Annotated in this window: 20 protein-coding genes; 3 read left to right on the top strand and 17 right to left on the bottom strand. The window is 69.7% G+C overall.

Going from position 1 to position 20,108, the window contains the following annotated elements:
• Positions 1–13: 13 nt before the first annotated feature.
• The 14 genes from FB600_RS08610 to gspG all read right to left on the bottom strand — a co-directional run bounded on the left by FB600_RS08610 (position 14) and on the right by gspG (position 12,756).
• Complete coding sequence (locus FB600_RS08610) at positions 14–2,341, bottom strand: ATP-binding protein (RefSeq protein ID WP_098182747.1); 2,328 nt, start codon at positions 2,339–2,341, stop codon at positions 14–16.
• Positions 2,342–2,485: 144 nt separating this feature from the next.
• Positions 2,486–3,169, bottom strand: coding sequence for a response regulator transcription factor (locus tag FB600_RS08605; protein WP_145756547.1), 684 nt, complete (start codon positions 3,167–3,169; stop codon positions 2,486–2,488).
• Positions 3,166–3,687 carry a hypothetical protein gene (locus FB600_RS08600; RefSeq protein ID WP_025100104.1) on the bottom strand — a complete coding sequence of 174 codons (522 nt, stop codon included), beginning with the start codon at positions 3,685–3,687 and terminating at the stop codon, positions 3,166–3,168. The genes FB600_RS08605 and FB600_RS08600 overlap by 4 nt, the downstream gene beginning before the upstream one ends.
• Entirely contained in the window at positions 3,674–4,069 is a 396-nt protein-coding gene (locus tag FB600_RS08595) for a type II secretion system protein (protein ID WP_025100103.1), read from the bottom strand. Before FB600_RS08595 ends, FB600_RS08600 begins: the two co-directional genes overlap by 14 nt.
• Positions 4,044–4,544: a type II secretion system protein gene (locus FB600_RS08590; RefSeq protein ID WP_236669410.1), complete on the bottom strand. Its 501-nt coding sequence runs from the start codon at positions 4,542–4,544 to the stop codon at positions 4,044–4,046. Before FB600_RS08590 ends, FB600_RS08595 begins: the two co-directional genes overlap by 26 nt.
• A complete protein-coding gene (locus tag FB600_RS08585; protein ID WP_145756546.1) occupies positions 4,541–6,634 on the bottom strand; it encodes a secretin N-terminal domain-containing protein in 2,094 nt (697 codons plus the stop codon). Before FB600_RS08585 ends, FB600_RS08590 begins: the two co-directional genes overlap by 4 nt.
• A gap of 18 nt (positions 6,635–6,652) precedes the next feature.
• A complete protein-coding gene (locus FB600_RS08580; RefSeq protein WP_098151905.1) occupies positions 6,653–7,072 on the bottom strand; it encodes a hypothetical protein in 420 nt (139 codons plus the stop codon).
• Between the two features lie 59 nt (positions 7,073–7,131).
• Entirely contained in the window at positions 7,132–7,680 is a 549-nt protein-coding gene (locus FB600_RS08575; protein ID WP_145756545.1) for a hypothetical protein, read from the bottom strand.
• Positions 7,677–8,207 (bottom strand): hypothetical protein, encoded by a 531-nt coding sequence (locus FB600_RS08570; RefSeq protein ID WP_096750776.1) that lies wholly within the window; start codon positions 8,205–8,207, stop codon positions 7,677–7,679. The genes FB600_RS08575 and FB600_RS08570 overlap by 4 nt, the downstream gene beginning before the upstream one ends.
• Complete coding sequence (locus FB600_RS08565) at positions 8,204–8,899, bottom strand: hypothetical protein (protein WP_145756544.1); 696 nt, start codon at positions 8,897–8,899, stop codon at positions 8,204–8,206. The genes FB600_RS08570 and FB600_RS08565 overlap by 4 nt, the downstream gene beginning before the upstream one ends.
• A gap of 37 nt (positions 8,900–8,936) precedes the next feature.
• Complete coding sequence (locus FB600_RS08560) at positions 8,937–10,583, bottom strand: GspE/PulE family protein (RefSeq protein WP_145756543.1); 1,647 nt, start codon at positions 10,581–10,583, stop codon at positions 8,937–8,939.
• Between the two features lie 34 nt (positions 10,584–10,617).
• On the bottom strand, positions 10,618–11,808 hold the full coding sequence (locus FB600_RS08555) for a type II secretion system F family protein (RefSeq protein WP_046517869.1): 1,191 nt from the start codon (positions 11,806–11,808) through the stop codon (positions 10,618–10,620).
• Between the two features lie 2 nt (positions 11,809–11,810).
• On the bottom strand, positions 11,811–12,335 hold the full coding sequence (locus tag FB600_RS08550; RefSeq protein ID WP_241163443.1) for a transglycosylase SLT domain-containing protein: 525 nt from the start codon (positions 12,333–12,335) through the stop codon (positions 11,811–11,813).
• Positions 12,325–12,756 carry a type II secretion system major pseudopilin GspG gene (gene gspG / locus FB600_RS08545; protein WP_036057366.1) on the bottom strand — a complete coding sequence of 144 codons (432 nt, stop codon included), beginning with the start codon at positions 12,754–12,756 and terminating at the stop codon, positions 12,325–12,327. Before gspG ends, FB600_RS08550 begins: the two co-directional genes overlap by 11 nt.
• A gap of 233 nt (positions 12,757–12,989) precedes the next feature.
• Here gspG and FB600_RS38055 point away from each other — a divergent pair, with 233 nt between their 5' ends.
• Positions 12,990–16,166, top strand: a complete 3,177-nt coding sequence (locus FB600_RS38055; protein WP_145756542.1) for a glycosyl hydrolase family 18 protein — start codon at positions 12,990–12,992, stop codon at positions 16,164–16,166.
• 200 nt (positions 16,167–16,366) lie between these two features.
• A complete protein-coding gene (locus FB600_RS08535) occupies positions 16,367–16,888 on the top strand; it encodes a nuclear transport factor 2 family protein (RefSeq protein ID WP_098151898.1) in 522 nt (173 codons plus the stop codon).
• Between the two features lie 129 nt (positions 16,889–17,017).
• On the opposite strand, the gene FB600_RS08530 is transcribed toward FB600_RS08535, so the two are convergent.
• Entirely contained in the window at positions 17,018–17,596 is a 579-nt protein-coding gene (locus FB600_RS08530) for a DUF308 domain-containing protein (RefSeq protein ID WP_096750770.1), read from the bottom strand.
• Positions 17,597–17,815: 219 nt separating this feature from the next.
• Here FB600_RS08530 and FB600_RS08525 point away from each other — a divergent pair, with 219 nt between their 5' ends.
• Positions 17,816–19,306 (top strand): HD domain-containing phosphohydrolase, encoded by a 1,491-nt coding sequence (locus tag FB600_RS08525; protein ID WP_145756541.1) that lies wholly within the window; start codon positions 17,816–17,818, stop codon positions 19,304–19,306.
• Between the two features lie 32 nt (positions 19,307–19,338).
• On the opposite strand, the gene FB600_RS08520 is transcribed toward FB600_RS08525, so the two are convergent.
• Both FB600_RS08520 and FB600_RS08515 read right to left on the bottom strand, forming a co-directional pair.
• Positions 19,339–19,680 carry a cupin domain-containing protein gene (locus FB600_RS08520; RefSeq protein ID WP_013689848.1) on the bottom strand — a complete coding sequence of 114 codons (342 nt, stop codon included), beginning with the start codon at positions 19,678–19,680 and terminating at the stop codon, positions 19,339–19,341.
• 53 nt (positions 19,681–19,733) lie between these two features.
• The gene (locus FB600_RS08515; RefSeq protein ID WP_013689847.1) at positions 19,734–20,009 is read right to left on the bottom strand and encodes a DUF308 domain-containing protein; all 276 of its coding nucleotides are present in this window, start codon (positions 20,007–20,009) and stop codon (positions 19,734–19,736) included.
• Between the last annotated feature and the right edge of the window lie 99 nt (positions 20,010–20,108).

The raw sequence follows: 20,108 nt of genomic DNA, 5'->3' as shown, positions 1-20,108 counted from the left end.
CCTTGCGCGGCCATCACGCGTCGAGCAGCACCGCCTCCATACGCGGCAGCGCGATCGTGAAGCGGCTGCCCACGCCCGGCGTCGAGCTCGCCTCGACCGCCCCGCCATGGCGCGCCACCACGGCCCGCACGAACGGCAGGCCGAGCCCCACCCCGAGCGCGGGGTCGCCGCGCGTGCCGCCGACCTGGAAGAACGGCTCGAACAGATGCGGCATCGCCTCGGCGGCGATCCCGCATCCCTGGTCCTCGATGCCGATCGCCACGTCGTCGGCGCGCAGCGCGAGCCTCACCTCGATGCGCGTATCAGGCGCCGAATACTTGATGGCATTGTCGAGCAGGTTCACCAGCGCGCGCAGCAGCATGTCGGGGCTGCCGAGCACCCAGGCATCCCCGCCGTCGAGCCGGGGCCCGTCGATGGCGATCCGCTTCGCGGCGGCGCCGTGCCAGACCTGGTCGATCGCCTCGGCCGCGAGGTCCGCCGCCGACACGGGCACGTAGCTGCGTGCGTCGAGATGCTCGGCGCGCGAGAGCTGCGTGAAGTCCTGCGCGACGCGCAGGCTGTAGTCGACCAACTGGTGCAGGTCCGCGATCAGATCGGGCGCCTCGCCCTTGCCGTCGCCGCCGCCCATGCCGCGCGCCTCCAGCAGGCTCAGCATGGTCGAAAGCGGATTGCGCAGGTCGTGCGCCATGTGGCGCAAGGTCATGCGATCGTGCTCGGCGGCCGCCTTGATGTCGTGCACGTCGACCAGGCAGATCATGCTGCCCATGTCGCTTTCGTCGGCGGCCCCGCCCATTCCACCGCCTTCACCGCCCTCGCCGAACGGCGTCACCATCATCATCTGCGCGCGGCCGCCGAGGTTCAGCTCCAGCGTGCGGATCTCGCCCGCCGCTTTCGCGAGGCGGATCTGCTCGCGCGCCAGCATCATGATCGCCGGCTCCCGCGCCGCCGCCAGTCGCTCGACAAGCTCGCGCCCGCGCTCGTTGCTCAGCACCAGCTTCGCGCCCTGCTCGACGAACACCGGATAAGGCAGCGACCGGATCAGGCCGACATAGGCCGTGCGCGAGGCGCGCATGCCTTGCACCAGCGCGTCGAGCTCGTCATCGGGCGACGCTTCACGCACGTGCCCATCGGCAGCCAGCGGCAAGCCTGCTGCGTGCAATCCATCCAGTTCATGCCGCAGCATCCGCCGCACGCCGGCGGCCCGGCGCCAGCCATAAACGGCGTAGACCGCCACGCAGCTCGCGAGCGCCGGCCCCAGCGGTATCCAGTAGCGGCTGAGCATCGGCAGCGCCGTCAACGCGGCCGCGATCGCCAGCATCCAGGCCAGCGCCATCGCATTCGAGCGCCGCCCCGATGCGCGCGCGCAGATCAGGATCATGCCGGACGCGGCGGCAAGACCGAACAGGATCTGCAGCACGAACGGCACGCGCAGCACCACGTTACCGTCGAGCAGTTCGTCGGCGGCCTGGGCGTCGATCTGCACCCGGGTCAGGGGCGCGCCGCGCGCCGACAGGTGATAGGGGCCGCCCGACAGGCCCGTCGCGGTGTCGCCCACGAACACCACGCGCCCGTCGAACGCGGCTTCCGGCACGCGGCCTTCGAGCACGTCGAGATAGGAATACTGGCGCAGGTCGAAATCGTTCGGGAACGACAAGGCGAGCGCCCCCGGCACCACCCGCCCCATCGACGAGACATGGGCCTGGACCAGGCCGCGCAGGTTGCGCAGCGCCGGCACCGCCTCGGCAACCTGCAAGGCCAGGCGCGAGACATGCGCCTCCTCGAAACCCGCGGGCCCCACCGCCAGGAACGGCACGATGCCCTGCACGGTATGGCCGCTGCCGAACACCAGCTTGCGCTGCCCGACCGCCGCGGCGGCATTCGCCAGCGCGGGCGGCGGCGCGACCAGCAGGTCGACGTGCCCCGCCAGGCCGTTCGACTGGGCGGTCAGCACCACGCGCCCGTGGCGCGCGATGGCACGCGCGAGCTTGGTGTCGCCGGGCTGGCGGTTCACCATCGGGAAGTCGAGACTGACACTGGCCGCCATGCGCAGGCGATCGAGCAGGCGCGCATGGGTTTCCCGGGCATAGACGACGGCAGGCCCGAGCGCCTCGACCGTACGCGCATCGATGACCACCGTCACCACGCGGCCCGCGTCGGTATTCTCGCCATGCTCGTGATGCGCCACGAGCTGCCAGTGCAGCAGGTCGAACGGCGCGAACAGCGATTCGCCGTCGGGCGTGTAACTCAGGGCGGAGCACGCGAGCAGCGCCACGGCGACGGTCCAGCTCGACGTCCATGCGCGCTTCGCTTCGCGTTTTCCGCGAATGAACCGGTCAAGCACGAACGTCGTTCCTTGTCATGCGGGGCGCCATCGGGAAGGGTCAAAACGGGAAGGGAAAAAGCTGCGCCCATTTTCAAGATAGCGAACCCCGCAGTCGACCAGACTAGTCAGTTTTTCATGGACGACTCGACCGCCGCCGGCGGCTCAAACCCGTTCGAGCCGATAGCCGTGGTTGTAGATGGTGGAGATGACCAGGCCGTTGCGCGAACGCAGTTCCAGAGCCGAGCGCAGCTTGCTCACATAGGTGGCGAGCGTGGCGTCGTACCTGCGATCGACGCCGCCCCAGATCCGCTTGATCAGCGCATCCTTCGACACGATCCGGCCGACGTTCTCGAACAGCATCAGCGCCAGTTCGAACTCGCGTTGCGAGAGTTCCACGGCGCGGCCGTCGATGCGCGCGACATGCTCGGCCGCGTCGATCACGAAACGGCCGATCTCGATGCGCCGGCCCTGCCCCGCCTGCGGATAATACTTGCGCATCTGCGCGTTGACGCGCGCGACCAGCTCGCGCTCGCGCAGCGGCTTGACCAGGTAGTCGTCGGCGCCGTTGTCCAGGCCGTGCACGATGTCGTCCTCGCCGTCGTGCTGCGTCATCATCACGATCGGCAGTTGCGCGCCGAATCGCTCGCGCACCCAGCGCATCACCTCGATGCCCGACTTGCCCGGCACGTCCCAGTCGAGCAGCAGCAGGTCCACGCGCTCGCGGCTCACCAGCTCGACGAAGCTGTCGCCGTCATGCCGCACCAGGGGCTGGTGGCCGGCCTTCTCCAGCCAGGCGGCCACGAAGTTCGCCTGCGCCACGACATCTTCCAGAATCGCGACGATCATCCCTCACCTCCCGTTCGGCCCGGCTCGAAGCCGCTCATCGGCGGCACGGTTTCGCCATGCGCCGGCGCGTGGACGAAGCGCCAGTCGGCGTAGCCCGGCTTGTCCTCGAAGTCGGCACAGGCTTCCGGGAAACCGCGGCGCTTGACGGGCCGGCCCGCTGCCCGGCTGAACACGCCCATCACGCCGCCGTCCGGCGCCTCGACGATACCCCATTCGCGAGTGCCCGTCAGCGGATCGCGATACACGCGCCGCAGGTGCCGGAGCGTGCGCGGCCCGCGCCGGTCCTCGACCAGCATCTCCAGCGAGCGCGGATAACGGCTGCCGGGGCCCGAGCGATAGTAGCTGTCGATCGCCTGCCGGATCTGGTCGCCGACGAACAGCAACTGCGCCTCGCGCTCGCGCAACTGGAGCGTCTGCCAGACCCGCGCCGCCTGCGCCGCGCCCAGGGCGATCGCGCCCACCAGCATCAGCACGCCGAGATAGGCGATCCCGCGCTCGGCCGCCCTACCAGGTTTCATAGGCGCTCCCGTCCAGGCCCTGCCCTCTGGCGCCGCTGCGCACGTCGTGCACGCCGCCGAGTTCGCCCTGCATCGGCACCCAGCTGCCGCGTCTGCCGGTCAGCGGATCGAGCGGCAACTCGCGCAGGTAGCGTCCATCGACGAGCGACTGCAGCGAATCGGGATCGCGGCCGTGATCGGCGCGGTAGTCGTCGATCGACTCGCGCAGCGCATGCAGGTTGTGGCGCAGCACGGTTTCCTTGGCGCGGTCGCCCTGCTTCAGGTAGTTGGGCGCGACGAAGGCCGTCAAGGCGGCGATGATCGCCATCACCACCAGCAGTTCGACGAGCGTGAAGCCGCGCGCGCGACCCCGGCCGCTACCATTGGTGATACGGGATGCCATCGAGACCCTCCTGTCGGTTGCGCGAGCGCACGTCGAACACGTCGGCGCCGGCCGAAAAGCGCTCCGCGTCGCTGTCGTAGCTGCGGGTTTCCCACATCTGCTCGGGCGCCGTGCCCTCGCATTCGCACATCGGGTCGGGCGGAATGCGCCGCAGGAAATAGAGCCGGTTGCCGGTCGGGCTCTTGCGGTCGCGCACGCCGTCGACCAGCGTGCGCAGGTCCGGCGGATAACCGCTGTCGTCGATGCTCCGTTCGATACGCCCTTCGTCGGAGGCGCGCTTGTAGGCATCGAGCGCGCCGCGGATGCTGACCAGGGCGCGCCGCAGCTCGGTCTCGCCGGTGCGACGCTTGACGACGTCGGCCAGCGGCATCGCCACGCTGAGCAGCAAGGCCAGCAGCGTCAGCGACGCGAGCAATTCGATCAGCGTGAAGCCGCGTTGCGCGGCGCGATGGGGATGGCGACGGCGGCCGATCACGATTGCCTCCCGTCGCGAAACGGTGCCGGCAATCGGGCGCCGTCGCGCCGCGTATCGTTCGTGTTGCTCGTGCGCATCATGCCGCCCACGCCGTGATGCTCGACGGCTTCGCCGGCGGCAGGCCCCGGCCCTGTCGTCGGCGACGGATCGCTGCCCGCGGCCGGCTTCCGGTCCTGCGCCTCGCGTTTTCCCTCATCGCCCGCCTCGCTTGCCTGCACCCGGTCGACAAGGCCCGGCTCGCTGTCCTCATCCACCTCGCGCGCTTCGGCATCCATCACATCAGCGGCAAGGATCGGCTCGTGCAGCTTCGGCGGGGAAGGCTCCCGCCCGGCGCCGGCCGGCGCCAGGCTCAGTGCCTCGGTGGTCACGCGCGTTTCGGTACCAGAGAGAAACGTCGTCACCGCTGCCTCGGGCAGGTCGAGCCGGCGCTCGATATGCGGCGTGATCAGCAGCACGATCTCGGTTTCCTCGTTGCGGGTCCGGTCCGAACCGAACAGCCGGCCGAGCACCGGCAAGGAAGACAGCCACGGCAAGCCGGCGCGGCTCTCGATCTCGCTGCGCTTGATCAGGCCCGCCAGCACCTGCGTCTGGCCGTTGCGCGCCGTCATCAGCGTGTCGGCATTGCGCGTGCCGAGCGAATAGGCGACCAGGCCGCTGCGGGTCCGCTGCTCGGACAGGATATTGCTGACCTCCAGGCTCACCTTGACGCTGACCTCGTCGTCCAGGCTGACGCGCGGCTCGACCTTCAGCATCAGGCCCACGTCCTGGTAGCTGACCGATTCGGTCACCACGCCGTTGCCGTTGGTGGTGGTCACGATCGGCACGCGCTCGCCGATCCGGATATTGGCCTTCTCCAGGTTGCGCACGCGGATCTTGGGATTGGCCAGCGTGCGCGTCTTGCCCTGCTTCTGCAGCATGTCGATCGCCATCGAGAGCGCGCCCGATTCGCTCGCGACGCCGATCCGGTCGCGATTCAGGCGCAGCAGGTCGCCGAGCGTCAGGCCCACCTCCTCGCCGGCGCCGAGCGCGCTGAACTGGATCTTCCCCGGGTATTGCAGGCCCAGGTCGACGCTGTCGTTCACGTTGACCTCGAGCACCTGCACGTCCAGCGTCACCTCGGATTGCGGGATGTCGAGCCCGATCACCACGCGCTCCGCCACCTGGATCGTCTCGGGCGTATCGCGCAGCACGATGGCATTGACGCGCTCGTCCACGTAGATGTCCTTGGGCTTGACCATCTGGCGCAAGGCGGCCATCACCGATTTCGCCTCGGCATGCGAGAGGAAGAAGGTGCGAATCGCGAACTCCCGGTAGTCGCGCGCCTTTTCCGGGCGCGCCGGATAGACCAGCAAGGTATGGCGGTCGAGCACGCGCTTTTCGAGCTGGCTGGTCCTGAGCAGCAGCTCGATGGCGTTCTCGGCCGTGGTCCGCCTCGCGAACAGCGAGGCCGGCATGTCGGTCTGCACCTCGCTGTCGAACACGAAGTTCACGCCCGATACGCGCGAGATCGCCTCGAAGATCCGGCCGATCGGCTGCGAGCGGAAATTGAGCGACACCGGCTTGCGCAAGGCATCGGCCAGTTGCGGGCGCGCGGCGCGGCTCGCCTTCGTGTCGCGCAGCAGCGCATCGCGCAGGCGCCGGGCCTCGCGATGCGCGGGCTGCTCGCCGAGCACGCCGCGCACCAGGTCCAGCGCTTGCCGCGGCCGGCTCCGGCTCAGTTGCCGGGCACGCGCTAGATCGGCGTCTGCCTGCTGGCGGCGCACCAGTTGCCCGCGCAACTGTTCCGCCTGCAGGTTGCCTGGATCATGCGCCAGCGCGTTCGACAGGTGCTCGGCGGCGGCCGGGTAATCGCCGAGCGCGGCTCGCGTCTCGGCCTGCCTCGTTTCGCCCCGGACATAGTCCTGCAAACCGGTCGCCGCCGCTTGCGCGGCCTCGATGTCGCGAGGCGATTCGGCTTGCCGGCGCTGCAGCGCCTCGATCCCCTGCGCGGGGCTCGTGCCCGCGGCATCGTCGGCCCGATGATAGGTGCCAGCGCAACCACCTCCGGCCATCGCGGCGATCAATGGAAAAATAAGCGTGATGGGTTTCATGATGAATTCCGCGGCTCCTCACTCGGAGCCAGATACCTCCATGCCGGGCGCCGTCAGCTCGAACACGGTGTCGTCATCGGCGTGGATCACCACCTTGCCTCGATGCACCGCCCCGAACCGGTAAGCGCCGGTGATTGCTTCGCCCGGCAGGATCGCGCCGGGTACCTCGCAGCGCGTCGCGCACAGCACGAAGCTCTGCCCCATGCCATCCAGCACGAGGATGCGCCGGCCGTTCTCGCGCCATTCACCGGCAAGTTCGAACGGGGCATCCATCGAGTCCGGCGGCGAATCCCCGGCCGCTGCCGAGGCGACATCGGCGCTCGCCGCCTCGCGCGCATCGGCCGTCGGCGACACGGTTTCCGCTGCCCGGCCGAGCCTCGCCCAGTGCTGCTCGGGAAACAGATCGACGGCTTCCTCGCCGGATTGCGCCGCCGACATGCAGCTCGTCGACAAGGCCAGCCCGAGCGCCGCCAGCCGCCATGACAGGACCCCGTATCTCATGTGTCGGGCCCCAGCAGGCTGATACCCAGGCCGATCTCGAGACGGGTGTCGTCGATATCCTTGCGCTCGACCGTCAACTGCTCGATGCGCAGCAGCGGCTGCTCGGCGATCACGCGCAAGGCCCCGCGCAGGCCCTCATAGCTGCCCGTCAGGGCGATGCCGATGCTCAGGCGCTCCAGGGCCCCCTTCACCTCGCTGTCGCGCCGGTAGGTGGCGGACTTGCGGTGCAGGCCGTGCCTGGCCAGGGTGTCGAACACGAAATAGGCCTGCTCGTCGGTATTCGTCTTGCGCAGGTCCTCGAGGCTGATCCTGCCCCCGGATCGCGGCGCCGGCGCATCGGCGGCCAGCGCCTGCTTGAGCTCGGCGCCGCGTTGCGCGAGCCGCTCGCGCTCCGGGACGGCCAGCGCGACGTGATGAACCGGCAAGGCGAGCACGACCAGGCAGGCCAGCGCCTCGATCCATCCAAGCTGACGTGCCAGGCGGTAGGCACGCCATCTCAGGCGCGCCAGCGGCGCCCTCCAGTCGATCGATGCGGAACATTTCATGGATGGGTGACGTTCAGGCTGAATGTGTAGGTTCGACTGCCCGCGATGTCCCGCACCTGATGCCGCAACAGGCCGATCCGGCGTTCCGGGTGCGCGTCCCGCAGGCGATTCGAGAAGCGGTAGATATGTTCGAGGTCGGCCGCGCCGCCTTCGATCCGGGCTTCCTTGCCGGCCTTGTCGATCGATAGCGAGCGCAGCGCGATGCGCGGCGTCCAGGCCCGCTCGATCCAGTCGAGCACCGGCAGCCCGGTGTTCCCGTCGCTGATCGACTGCTCGTCGAGCAGCCGTTCGATGCGATGTGCCTCGGCGGAAACCCGCTGCCCTTCGCGGGCCGCGCGCTCGGCGGCCTGCCGGCGCTGGTCGACACGCGCCTCGATCCGCTCGACTTCGCCGCGCAGCGTGTCGAGCCGCGCCTGCTCGCCCAGCAGCAACCCCGCTGCCGCCACCGCGACGACGAGCGCCAATGCGGTGCGGCGCCTGGCCAGGCCGCGCGGCGCGACGAAGGCCATCTCGCTCGACCCGCTCATGCCGATGCTCCGTCGAGACAGGCCAGCGGCGCAGCGAGCCGGATCGTTCCACCGCCGTCTCGCTCGTCGTCATCCAGGAGGCTCGCGGCAACCGGCTCGACCGCGCAAAGAAAGCTGCGGGTCGACGCCGGCTGCCGCGCCATCAAGGCGGCGGCATCGAGCACGTCGCGCAGCCTCCCGCCTCGCCATGCCAGCGTGATCACGTCGCGCCACTGCCCGTCGCGACGAAACACGCAGGTGAGCGCACCGGCCTGCAACAGCGCGAGACGGGCATCGTCGACCGCAGCGAGCGCACCGGCATGCCGATGCAGCGCCGCCGAAAGCAGGTCCCGGCAGCCGGCCAGCGTCCAGCCGGCGTCACGGCACGCACCGGCCGCCGTCTCGATCAGGGCCTCGGGCGCGGCCACGGCAAGCCGCGACCGGCCATGCGGGCTCGCCTCGATCCGCACTCGCCGGGCATCGTGTATCGCGCGCTCGGCCAGCAGCGCCCGGGCATAGGCCTGCCACGCCGATTCGGTCAGCATGCCGTCCTGCCAGGGCAGCACGACGGCATGCGCCCATGGATGCGCGAGCACCAGGTGCAGGCGGTTCAGCGCGGCCAGCCGTCGCCTCGGCAAGCGATCGAGACAAGCGGCCAGCGCCGCGGCCGGGTCGCCCTCGTGATCGATCGTGATCGGCGCCGCGCCGGACAACAGGCGCAGCGCCGCCCCGTCGACCATCACATGCACCTCATGCCAGGGCGATCGCACGCTGCACCTCCTGGAACGTCGTCAGCCCCTGGCGGATCGCCGCCAGCCCCGCCTCGCGCATCGACAGGTAATGCGGATTGGCCGCCAGCGCGCGTACCCGCTTGTCGATCGAGCGCGCCAGCAAGGCCGCCTTGAGCGGCCCGTCCAGCGGCAGGACCTCGGCCAGAGCGAGCCGCCCGAGATAGCCGGCGCCGCGACAGCTCTCGCAACCGGGGCCGGCCTCGACCGCATGCGCCAGCGCCTCCACCGACAAGCGGGCGAAGGCGCCGCGCCTGGCCGCCGTATCGGCGCCGTGGCCGCAGGCGGGACAGATGCGCCGCACCAGGCGTTGCGACACCACGCCGTTGAGCGCCTCGAGGAAGGTGGACGGCTCCACGCCCATGTAGATGAAGCGATCGATCACGCTGAAGCCGTCGTTCGCGTGCACGGTGGAGAACACGCGATGACCGGTCAGCGCCGACTGGACCGCGATCGAGGCGGTTTCCGCGTCGCGGATCTCGCCCACCATCACCGTGTCGGGATCGTGGCGCAGGATCGAGCGCAGGCCGCGCGCGAAACCCAGCCCCTTGCGCTCGTTGACGGGAATCTGCAGCACGCCCTCCAGCTCGTATTCGACCGGATCCTCGATGGTGATGATCTTCTCCTCGCCGGTCCTGACCGCCGAGAGCACCGCGTAGAGCGTGGTCGACTTGCCGCTGCCGGTCGGGCCCGTCACCAGCAGCAAGCCGTAAGGCCGTTGCGCGAGCGCGCGGATGCGCTGCGCCGTGCCGGCATCGAAGCCGAGCCCGTCGAGGCGGATCTCGCCGCCCCGCTGCGACCGGTCGAGAATCCGCAGCACGGCGTTCTCGCCATGCGTGCCCGGCATGATCGACACCCGGAAATCGATTTCGCGCCCTTGCAGGACCGCCTTGAAGCGCCCATCCTGCGGCACGCGTTTTTCGGCGATATCGAGGGTGGCCAGCACCTTCAGCCGCGACATCGCCTGTACCGCGACCTCGATGCCGGGCACCCGGCGGATCGACTGCAGGACCCCGTCGATGCGATAGCGGATATGCAGGCCGTCCTGCGAAGCCTCCAGGTGAATATCGCTGGCGCGGCCCTGCAGCGCGTCGTAGAGCGTCATGTTGACGAGACGGATGATGGGGCTCTGGTCGTTCGCGATGCTCGCCAGCGTGATCGATTCCACCGCCTGCGCCAGCGAATCGCCCTGCGTGTCGACGGCCGCGTCGTCCATCACCCGCTCGCTCGACTCGAACTCGCCCAGCAGGCGGTCCACCTCGCCCGGCATGCTCATCGCCAGGTCGATCGGGCCCGCCGGGAATCGCGCCTGCAAGGCCTCGCGCGTCGCGCGCGCCAGCGGATCGGCGAGCACCAGGCTGGCCGCCCCGCCGATCTCGACCGGCAGGACCCGCAGCGCCAGCGCGTCGTGCAGCGCCAGCAGGTCGAAACGGGGCTTCGCGTCACGCAGCGCTTGCGGATCGAGCGCCGCCAGCGCCAGCCGGGCCGCCACGCGGCCAAGCGCGCGCGGCTCGGCGAGCAGCAAGCGCTCGACATAGTCGGCCAACTCGATACCGGCCGCGCCGGCCTGTGATTGCCAGCAGTCCTGATCAGCCATGTCTTGATTCATCGGCATGTTTCCTTGTTCGAGGTGATCCCGAGCCTCAGCCGAGGCTGGAGGCGAGTTCGAAGATCGGCAGGTAGAGCAGGATCACGACGGTGCCCACGGTCGCCCCGACGGCCAGCATCAGCACCGGCTCGAATACCTTGCTCAGCAACTCCACCGAGCGGTCGAGCGCGGCGTCGTGGAAATGCGCGATCTGCTCGCACATGCCGCCCAGGTCTCCGCTCTGCTCGCCGACGCGCAGCAGGCGCTCGGCCACCGAGGTCGTCAACTGCCGGCTGGCCAGCACGGCGGAGACGGGCAGCCCCGCGCGCAGGTCCACCAGCGCCGCCGCCAGGCCGGCCCGATAGGGCTCGGGCAGCAGCCTGCCGGCCATCTCCAGCGCCGCGATGGCCGGCGTGCCGCCGTGGATCAGCAGGCCGACCGTGCGATAGAAACGCGTCAGCGCGAACAGCCGGCCGGCTTCGCGCAGCTTCGGCAGGCGCCAGATGAGCTGCCGCGCGGCGCGCTGCGCCGCCTGCGTGCGCAGCGCCAGCCCGATCGCCGCGATCGAGCCCGCCAGCGCCGCCCACACCAGCGCGCCGTGCCGCGCCAGCAGGCCCGACCAGGCCAGCATCAACCGGGCGGTCGGCGGCAGCGTGCTCAAGGCCTCGAACACGGCGGAAAAGCGCGGGATCACGAAGAAGGCCATGAACAGCAGGATGCAGAACCCAACGCCGATCACCACGCCCGGATACACCATCGCCCCCGTGACACGCTTCCTGATCTGCTCGATGCGATGCTCGTACTGCTGGTAGCGCCGCAATACCTCGGGCAACTGGCCATTGCCTTCCGCCGATTCGATCGTGGCCACCAGCAGGGCCGGAAAGATCCCGGGCTGCCTGGCCAGCGCCGCCGAGAACGGCTGGCCCTCGACCATCACCGCCAGCACGCGCCCAATCACCTGCTGCGCCTGCCGGCCGCCATCGCGCTTGCCGTGCAGGGCCTCGAGCGCCTCGATCAGCACCAGGCCGGCATCGAGCAGGCTCGAGAGTTCCTGCAGGAACAGCGCAAGCGCGAATCTCGGCTGCCGCCGCGCGCCGCCGAGCCGGCGCTGCCTGCGCACGTCGAGCACCACCGCCGGCGCCGCCGAGGCGCGCAGCCGCGCCCGCAGCTCGGCCTCGTCCGCAGCCTCAATCGCCTGCGTCGCGAGCTGGCCGTCGCGCAGCAGGCGCACCCTGAACATCGGCATGCTCATCGCCTCCAGTCGACCAGCCCGGCCAGGCTGGCCGCGCGGTCGCGCGTCAGTTGCCGGTAGGCCCGCCAGACCTTGTCGACATAGGCTTGCCGGGCACGCGCCCTGGCCGGCGAGGCGCCGGCGTTGTAGGCGCCCACCGCGTTCCAGGTAGGGCCGAGCCGCTCGATGAAGCCGGCCAGGATCGCGGCGCCGGTATCGATCGAGGTGCAGGGCTCGGCCAGCAGCCGCTTGCGCGTGATGCCGGCCTTGTGCAGCCGCGGCAGGTGCGTGCTGTTGATCTGCATGAGCCCGATGTCGGTCGTGCCATTGCGATTGCGGTTGACGGCGGCCGGATTCATCGCCGACTCCACCCGGGCGATCGCCGCCAGCAGCAGCGGATCGATGCCGTACTTGTCGCCGGCGCGGGTCCAGCAATCCTGCGCGAGCGCGCCGCCCGGCTGCGCCAGGCACAGCACCCCGGCTGCCAGGGCCGCCCGCCACGGGCGGAGAAGTCGATAGGGCCGGCAAGGCTCAGAGGCCATAGACCAGGTCGCCATCCACGCCCTCCCCGCCTTCGCGTGCGTCGCGCCCGAGCGAGACGATTTCGGCCTCGCCGTCGCGGCCCGGCACGTTCCATCGATAGGGGCGCCCCCAGCCGTCGTTCGGCACCGCCTTGGCCAGGTAGGGGCCGCTCCAGCCGTCCAGGTTCCGCGCCGGCGCCACCAGCACGCCGAGCCCTTCCTCCTGCGTCGGATAACGGCCGGTGTCGAGGCGGAACTGCGTCAGGGCATCGGCCAGCGTCGTCATCTGCGCCTGCGTTGCCTTGACCTTGGCCTTGTCGACCTGGGAAAACAGCTTCGGGCCGACATAGGCGGCCAGCAAGGCGATGATCAGCAGCACCACCAGCAGCTCGAGCAGGGTGAAGCCCTGCTGCCGTCGCGGCGTCAATTCATGAGGTTTCATCATCACGGCGGGAATTCGCATCGAAAATCGGAGCGCCGAGTATTGGTTCGATGCAACAGGCCATCAAGATTCCTCAACGATTCATCAAGAATCCCGCCACCGCGCCTTCGTGCTTTGAGAATGCCTTGAGAATCGTTGCAGCCGCATCCGGTTCCAAAGAAGAATCCGCTCCGTCCCTGCGACCCGGTGTCGACAAGGACCCTCGAACTCTTCCTCAGGAACGACTTGGCAACATGAAGAACACTCAGCCTGGACGCTCAGGCATCCATAGCAAGCTCTCCCCGGTGAACCGCAACGCCCGCCTGGCCATCGCCATGGCCAGCGCGCTCTGCTTCGCGAACGCCGCGTTCGCCGCGCCCGGCGCCCCCGCGCTGAAGGCCTGGGAGATCACCTCCAAGCCGCACGGCTTCGTGCAGATCGAGCTCGACAAGGCCGGCGCCGTGCCCTACAAGGAGCTGGTAAGGATCAACAAGGCCGTCGACGTGCCGCTGCCGTTCGACATCTACTACAACGGCACCGCCGTGAAGGCGCTGGCCGTGGTCGACGGCGTCGCCGACGAGGCTTCGGCGATCAGCATGACGGGCACCGGCGGCACGCAAAAGGGCAGCGTGGTCGCCCACGTCACGCGCCCCGGGAAAAAGCAGATGCAGGTGCGCGTGTTCGACGACAAGGGCGCCTTCACCGACAGCGCGCCGCTCGAGGTGATGGTGTTCGACACCACGCCGGATCTGGCCGACGACCTGCCGAACAACGCCGACAAGGCCAATCGCGCATTCCGCAACACCTCGGGCTCGGTGGTGGGCAGCTACTTCGCGACCTGGTCGATCTATGGCCGCAAGTTCAGCGTCGACCAGGTGCCGGTGGAGAACCTGACCCACATGCTGTACGGCTTCGTGCCGATCTGCGGCGGCGCCGGCATCAACGATTCGCTCGCCGCGATGGGCGGCACCTCCTACAACGCGCTGCAGTTGTCGTGCCGCGGCCTGCCCGACTTCAGCGTCGCGATCCACGACGGCTGGGGCGAGATCGGCGCGACGTTGCCGGGCCAGTCGGCCAGCTCGAAGCTCAAGGGCGTGCTCGGCCAGATGATGGCCGCCAAGAAGCGCAACCCCGAGCTGAAGATTCTGCCCTCGATCGGCGGCTGGACCCTGTCCGACCCCTTCCATCACCTGCACGACGCGAGCAAGCGCCGGGTGTTCGTCGACTCGGTCGAACAGTTCCTGCGCACCTGGAAGTTCTTCGACGGCGTCGACATCGACTGGGAATTCCCCGGCGGCAAGGGCGCGAATGCCTCGCTCGGCGATCCGGTCAAGGACGGCCCGCTCTACGTGACGCTGATGAAGGAGCTGCGCCAGATGCTCGACCGGCTGTCCCGCGACACCGGCAAGACCTACCAGCTGACCTCAGCGATCGGCTCCGGCGACGACAAGATCGCCGTGGTCGACTATCGGGAGGCGTCGAAGTACATGGACTACATCTTCGACATGAGCTACGACTTTTACGGCGCCTGGAGCATGAACGACCTCGGCCACCAGACGGCGCTCAACGCCCCGGCCTGGCGCCCGGACACGGCCTACACCACGGCCAATTCGGTGAAGGCGCTGCTCGCCCAGGGCGTGAAGCCGGGCAAGATCGTGGTGGGCGCGGCCATGTACGGGCGAGGCTGGACCGGCGTGTCCGGCTACCAGGGCGACAACCCTTTCACCGGCACCGCGCGCGGCCCGGTCAAGGGCGATTGGGAAAACGGCATCCTCGACTACAAGAGCATCGCCGCGAAGATGGTCGGGCCCGGCGGCCACGGCATCAACGGCTACGAATACCATTACGACCAGACCGCCGAGGCGCCCTATGTCTTCAACAAGGCGAACGGCGACCTGGTCAGCTTCGACGACACCCGCTCGGTGGCCGCCAAGGGCGAGTATGTGCGCAAGCTCGGGCTCGGCGGCCTGTTCTCCTGGGAGATCGACGCCGACAACGGCGACATCCTTAACGCGATGCACAGCGGCCTCGGCCACGAGGCCAGGGAGGGTTCGGCACCCAACCGGGCACCGCTCGCGCGCACCGGCGGCGACCTCACGGTCGATCAGGCGGGGCGCGTCACGCTCGACGCCTCGACGTCGAGCGACCCGGAAGGCGGCAAGCTGCGCTTCGCCTGGAAGCAGGCGAGCGGCCCGGCCCTGTCGATCGCGAACGCGGGCAGCGCGAAGGCGAGCGTCGAGATCCCGGCCGTCAAGACCGATACGCGCTTCGTGTTCGAGGTCACCGTCACCGACGCGGGCGGCCTCGATGCCAAGGCGCGCACCAGCGTGCTCGCCAAGGCGAGCGCCTCGGGCGGCAACGGCGAGCCGCAAGAGCCGTCCCAGCCCGGCAAGAACCACCCGCCCGTCGCGCATCTGAGCGGCCCGGACACGGTGCAGGCCGGCGAGTCGATCAAGCTGTCGGCCGCCCGATCGAGCGATGCCGACGGCGACAAGCTCGGCTACCGGTGGCTCATGCCGGCCGGCTTCCCGGCCGCGAAGAATCAATCGACGCTTACCGTCGAGGCGCCCGAACTGGCGAGCGACACGCGTCTGAGCTTCACGGTGGAGGTCAGCGACGGCAAGCTCTCGTCGCGCGCGACTCATACGGTGCTGGTCAAGGCGCGGCAGCAGAAACCGGGCGGCGGCAATGGCGGCAGCAGGGGCAACGGCGGCGGCGGCGGCAATGGCAATGGCGGCAACGCCGGCCAATATCCCGCCTACCAGCAAGGCACGCCCTACAAGGCCGGCGACATCGTGTCGAACGGCGGCAAGCTCTACCGATGCAAGCCGCATCCGGCCACCGGCTGGTGCGCCGGCGCGGCCTGGGCCTATGCGCCCGGCACCGGCAGCGCCTGGCAACAGGCCTGGGACCTGCACGGCGACGCCGAACCGGGCAAGCCGGCGCAGCCCGGCGAAAACCACGCGCCGGTCGCGAAACTGAGCGGGCCGGACAGCACCCGGGCCGGGCAGGCCGTCACCTTGTCGGCGGCCGGATCGAGCGATGCGGACGGCGACCCGCTGAGCTTCAAGTGGAACGTGCCGGCCGGCATCCGGGCCAGCCAGGACGGCGCGACGCTGCGCTTCGATGCCCCCGAACTGCCGCGCGACACCAAGTTCGACTTCTCGGTGAGCGCCAGCGACGGCAAGCTCTCGTCGAGCGCCCGTCACACCGTGCTGGTCAAGGGCAAGCAGGCAAGCGGCGGCGAAGGCGGCCAGTGCGCCGCGGCCTGGCAGGGCGGCAAGCCCTACACGGGCGGCAGCCGGGTCCAGCACCAGGGCCGTCTCTACGAGGCGCGCTGGTGGACCAGCAACGAACCGGGCAGCCCCGACACCACCGGCCCCGACTTCAGCGGCAAGGTATGGAAGGACCTGGGCGAATGCGGCAAGTAAGGCCTGAGCCCAACTGATCGAGGCTGGAGATTCCAGCCACGGGAAGTAACCGCTGTCGCTCGCATCATGCGTGCGACAGCGGCTTGCTCATTGCCTCGCCGATGCCGACAAACTTAGTTTGGCTAATGATTTCTCGACGCGATTCCACATAGAATAAAACGACGTTTCCGCCTCCACTTCATCTCGACAGGAGCTCCCACTTGGAACCCACCTCCACCTCGGCGCTGGAACGGCGCCTGGCCATCATCGAAGACAAGCTCGCGATCTACGAGCTGATCGCCTCCCATCCGCTGAGCGCCGACACCGGGCACGGCCCCTTCTTCCCGCATGTCTACACCGAGGATGCCGTGTTCGATCGCGGCACGGCCGCGCCGGGCGCGGTGGGCCGCGACGCGCTGGTCGCGCTGGTGGAGAGCGAGGCGCACAAGCAGGCGCTCGACGGCGGCCTGGCGCATTTCGGCAACCTGCCGCGCATCGAGCTGAACGGCGACACGGCCTTCGTGACGTCCTACCTGATGCTGGTGCGATTCGACCGCGACAGCCCGGAAGCGGAGCTGCCCAATCACGGGCTCTCGCGCGGCCACCGGATCTTCCGCGTGCTGGCGAACCGCTGGACCGTGGTGCGCACCGCCGAGGGATGGCGCGTCAAGACGCGCAAGCTGTTCCCGATGGACGGCAGCGCGCCGGCGCGCGGGCTGCTGCACGAGGCGCTGCCGGAGTGAAAGACGACCGGCGCCGTCCCGCTGTACAGGGGAAGGCGCCGGTGCGACGGTCGCGCGGCCCGGCGCATGCACACGCAACGATCGCGTCGCCCCAACCCGTCCCGCCACACGCACGAGGTGCGTGCTCCCTCAAGCCGCCCGGCGCCGCGCCTGCTTCACTTGCAGCCAGACCGCGGAAATCAGGAAGTAGACCGCGCCCACCCCCGCATAACCCGCGATCTTGACGATCGCCGGCACCGCCACGGTATGGCTCTGCACGATGAACAAGATACCCGCCAGGGCCGACTGGGCGCCGCTCAGGACCATCGCCCATTGCGCGCCGAAGACCCGCCAGCGGCGAATCGCGGTACCCAGCTGCATCAGGCCGGAAAGGATCGCCCACACGCCGAACACCGTCAGCACCGCCGACAGGCCCGAGCCGAGCGCCAGCAGCACCGCGACGGTGGTGATCACGCTGACCACCACGTTGCTGGCCTGGGTGGGATTGCCGCGCATGCCGCCGCCGCTGCGCGAGAGGTCGACGAAGTTGGCCAGCGCATCCCAGGCCGGGTAGATGACCAGCAGGATCGCCGCCGCGGCCGGGCTCTGGCGGCCGACCGCGAAGGCCAGCGCCACCCAGATCACCGAGAACAGCGCGCGGGAAAAGTAGTAGCGTTTGAGCCAGTGCTCCTGCTGGGTGCTGCTGGCATCGAGACGAGGTTGGGACATACATGCTCCTTGGCAAAGCCGGTTCGCGAGCCGGATGACCCGCATGCTTGTCAGTATCGCCAGCGCTGCGCTGCCGAAACATCGGTCGATTGACCGATGTTTCGGCGCCGCGCGCCGCGAGGCGCCGAGGCGGAACCCGAATGTCCGATATCATCGGCAATCCGGCCGCGCCCGCTCGCGGGCCGCGTGCCGGATCCTTTGCCATCCCGATCACTTTTCATGTCCGACCCGATATTCGACCTCGACGCCGGCCACGCCGCGTTGCGCATCTTCGATTCCGTACGGGCGCTGGCCTTCATCGGCGACCTGAGCATGGGACAGCCGACCGATCACTCGCTGCGCACCGCCTGGCTGGCGGCGCGGCTCGCGCACGCGGCCGGCCTCACGGCCTCGGTCGGCGACACGGTTCGCGAGGTGTCGCTGCTGCGCTGGTCGGGCTGCACGGCGAACGCGGCGGGTTTCGCCGAAGTGTTCGGCGACGACATCGCGATCCGCAACGGCATGCTCGAAGGCAGGCCCGAGACGGTCGAGGCGATCGTGCGGGCCGGCGCCGGTACCGCCCTGGTGCCGCTCGCGCAGATTCATTGCGAGGTGTCGGGCGAGGTCGCCCGCATCCTCGGCCTGTCGACGCAGACCGAGACGGCGCTGCGTTCCATCTTCGAAACCTGGGACGGCAGCGGCGTGCCTGGGCAACTGGCGCGCGAGGACGTGCCGATCGCCGTGCTGGTGGTGGCGCTGGCCGGCGACCTGGAGGTGCTCAGCCGCGCCCACGGCATCGAGGCGGCGCTGGCGCTGATCGCGCAACGCGCCGGGCAACGCTATCCCGCCCATCTGGTCGAGACCACCGCGCGGCACGCCGAGCCATGGCTCGCCGAGCTGGGCCGCGCGGCGCCGGCCGACTTCGAGCTGGCACTCGCCACCGCCGACATGCAGCGAACCAGCTCGGCGGAGCTGATCGCCGACGTGATCGACCTGAAGCTGCCGTGGATGACGGGGTTTTCGCGCGCGGTCGCGGCCACCGCCGCCGAATGCCATGCGCGTCTCGCGAGCAACGCCGCGGCGCGCGCGCTGGTCTACCGGGCCGGCCTGATACACGGCATCGGCCGGGCCGCCGTACCCAACGACGTATGGAACCTGCCCAGCACCCTGCCCGCCAGCGCCTGGGAAAAAGTGCGGCTGGTGCCTTACTGGACGGAACGCGCCGGCCGGCAGACCGGCAGCCTTGGCGAGGCCGCCGCGCTGGCCTCGCAAGCCTACGAGCGGCAGGACGGCTCCGGCTACTTTCGCGGCGTGCGCGGCGACATGCTGAGCCTGGAAGCGCGCGTGCTGGCCGCCTCGCTGGCCTGGGTCGCCCTGCGTTCGCCGCGCCCGTGGCGCGCCGCGCTCGACGAGGACGAGGCCGCGCGCTGCCTGCGCGAGGAGGTCGAACGTGGCCGCCTGTGCGGCGAAGCGGTGGGCGCGCTGGTGGCGCAAGGCGCGCCGGTGGCGCGGCGCACGGCCCGGCGCGGCACCGCCGGCCCGCACCTGTCGGCACGCGAGACCGAGGTGCTGCGCGTGATCTCGCGCGGCGCCAGCAACAAGGAAGCCGCGCAGGAACTGACCATGAGCCCGAGCACGGTGCGCACCCACGTCGAGAACGTGTTCCGCAAGCTCGATTGCTCGACGCGCGCGGCGGCCACGCTCAAGGCCTCGTCGCTGGGCCTGATCTAGCGGCACGACGCGAAGGCGCCTGGCGGCCCGGCTCAGGCCGACGGCCCGGCCAGCACGATGTCCGGCACGCCGCCGGCCTGCACCATGATGTAGACGAGCGGCTCGTCGGTGTCGTTCCTGACGTGGTGGACCACGCCGGGATCGACCGAATGGAAGCCGCGCACCTCGGTGCGCTCGATGCGGCCGGCGATCCGGTACTCCACCGTCAGCACCCCGCGCACCACCACGAACTGGTCGCTGACATGCGTGTGGTGATGCCATTGCGTCTCGCCGCCGGGCTGGATGGTGGTCTGCAGCACCGTGCAGCCATCCTCGCGCAGCAGGCTGCGGTACTGCACCTTCGGGTTGGCCAGCGCGATATCCTTGTCGTCCATCTCGTTCTCCGTCTGTCTCGATCCTGCCCGTGCCGCGCCGTTCCGGCCGCGACTCACGAAGTACCGGCACGCCGGCGCCGCAAGCCCTCCACCGCCCACCACCAGCCGGCGATCAGGAAATAGATCGCGCCCACCGCCTCGCTCGACAGCAGCACGCCGGCCAGCACCGAACGCGCGCCGCCCGCCAGCGCGTTCCACGGCGGCTCGGCGCGCCTGCCGCGCCGAGCCGCGCGAGCCAGCTGCAACAGCCCGGACAACACGGCCCAGGCGCCCAGGGCGCGAGGCAGCCAGCTGCCGGCCGCGATGATGATCAGGTGACGAACCGACATGGCATGGCTCCTTCCCGTATTCGATCCTGCCGACGATCATGGCAGCGCCCGGAACCCGCCGACATCGGTCATTTGACCGATGTCGGCGCGCGGCGCGCC

Source organism: Burkholderia sp. SJZ089 (assembly GCF_007828315.1).
GTDB lineage: Bacteria > Pseudomonadota > Gammaproteobacteria > Burkholderiales > Burkholderiaceae > Burkholderia > Burkholderia gladioli.
Note: the sequence above shows the minus strand (reverse complement) of the source record. Positions and strands in the feature narration are given on the sequence as shown.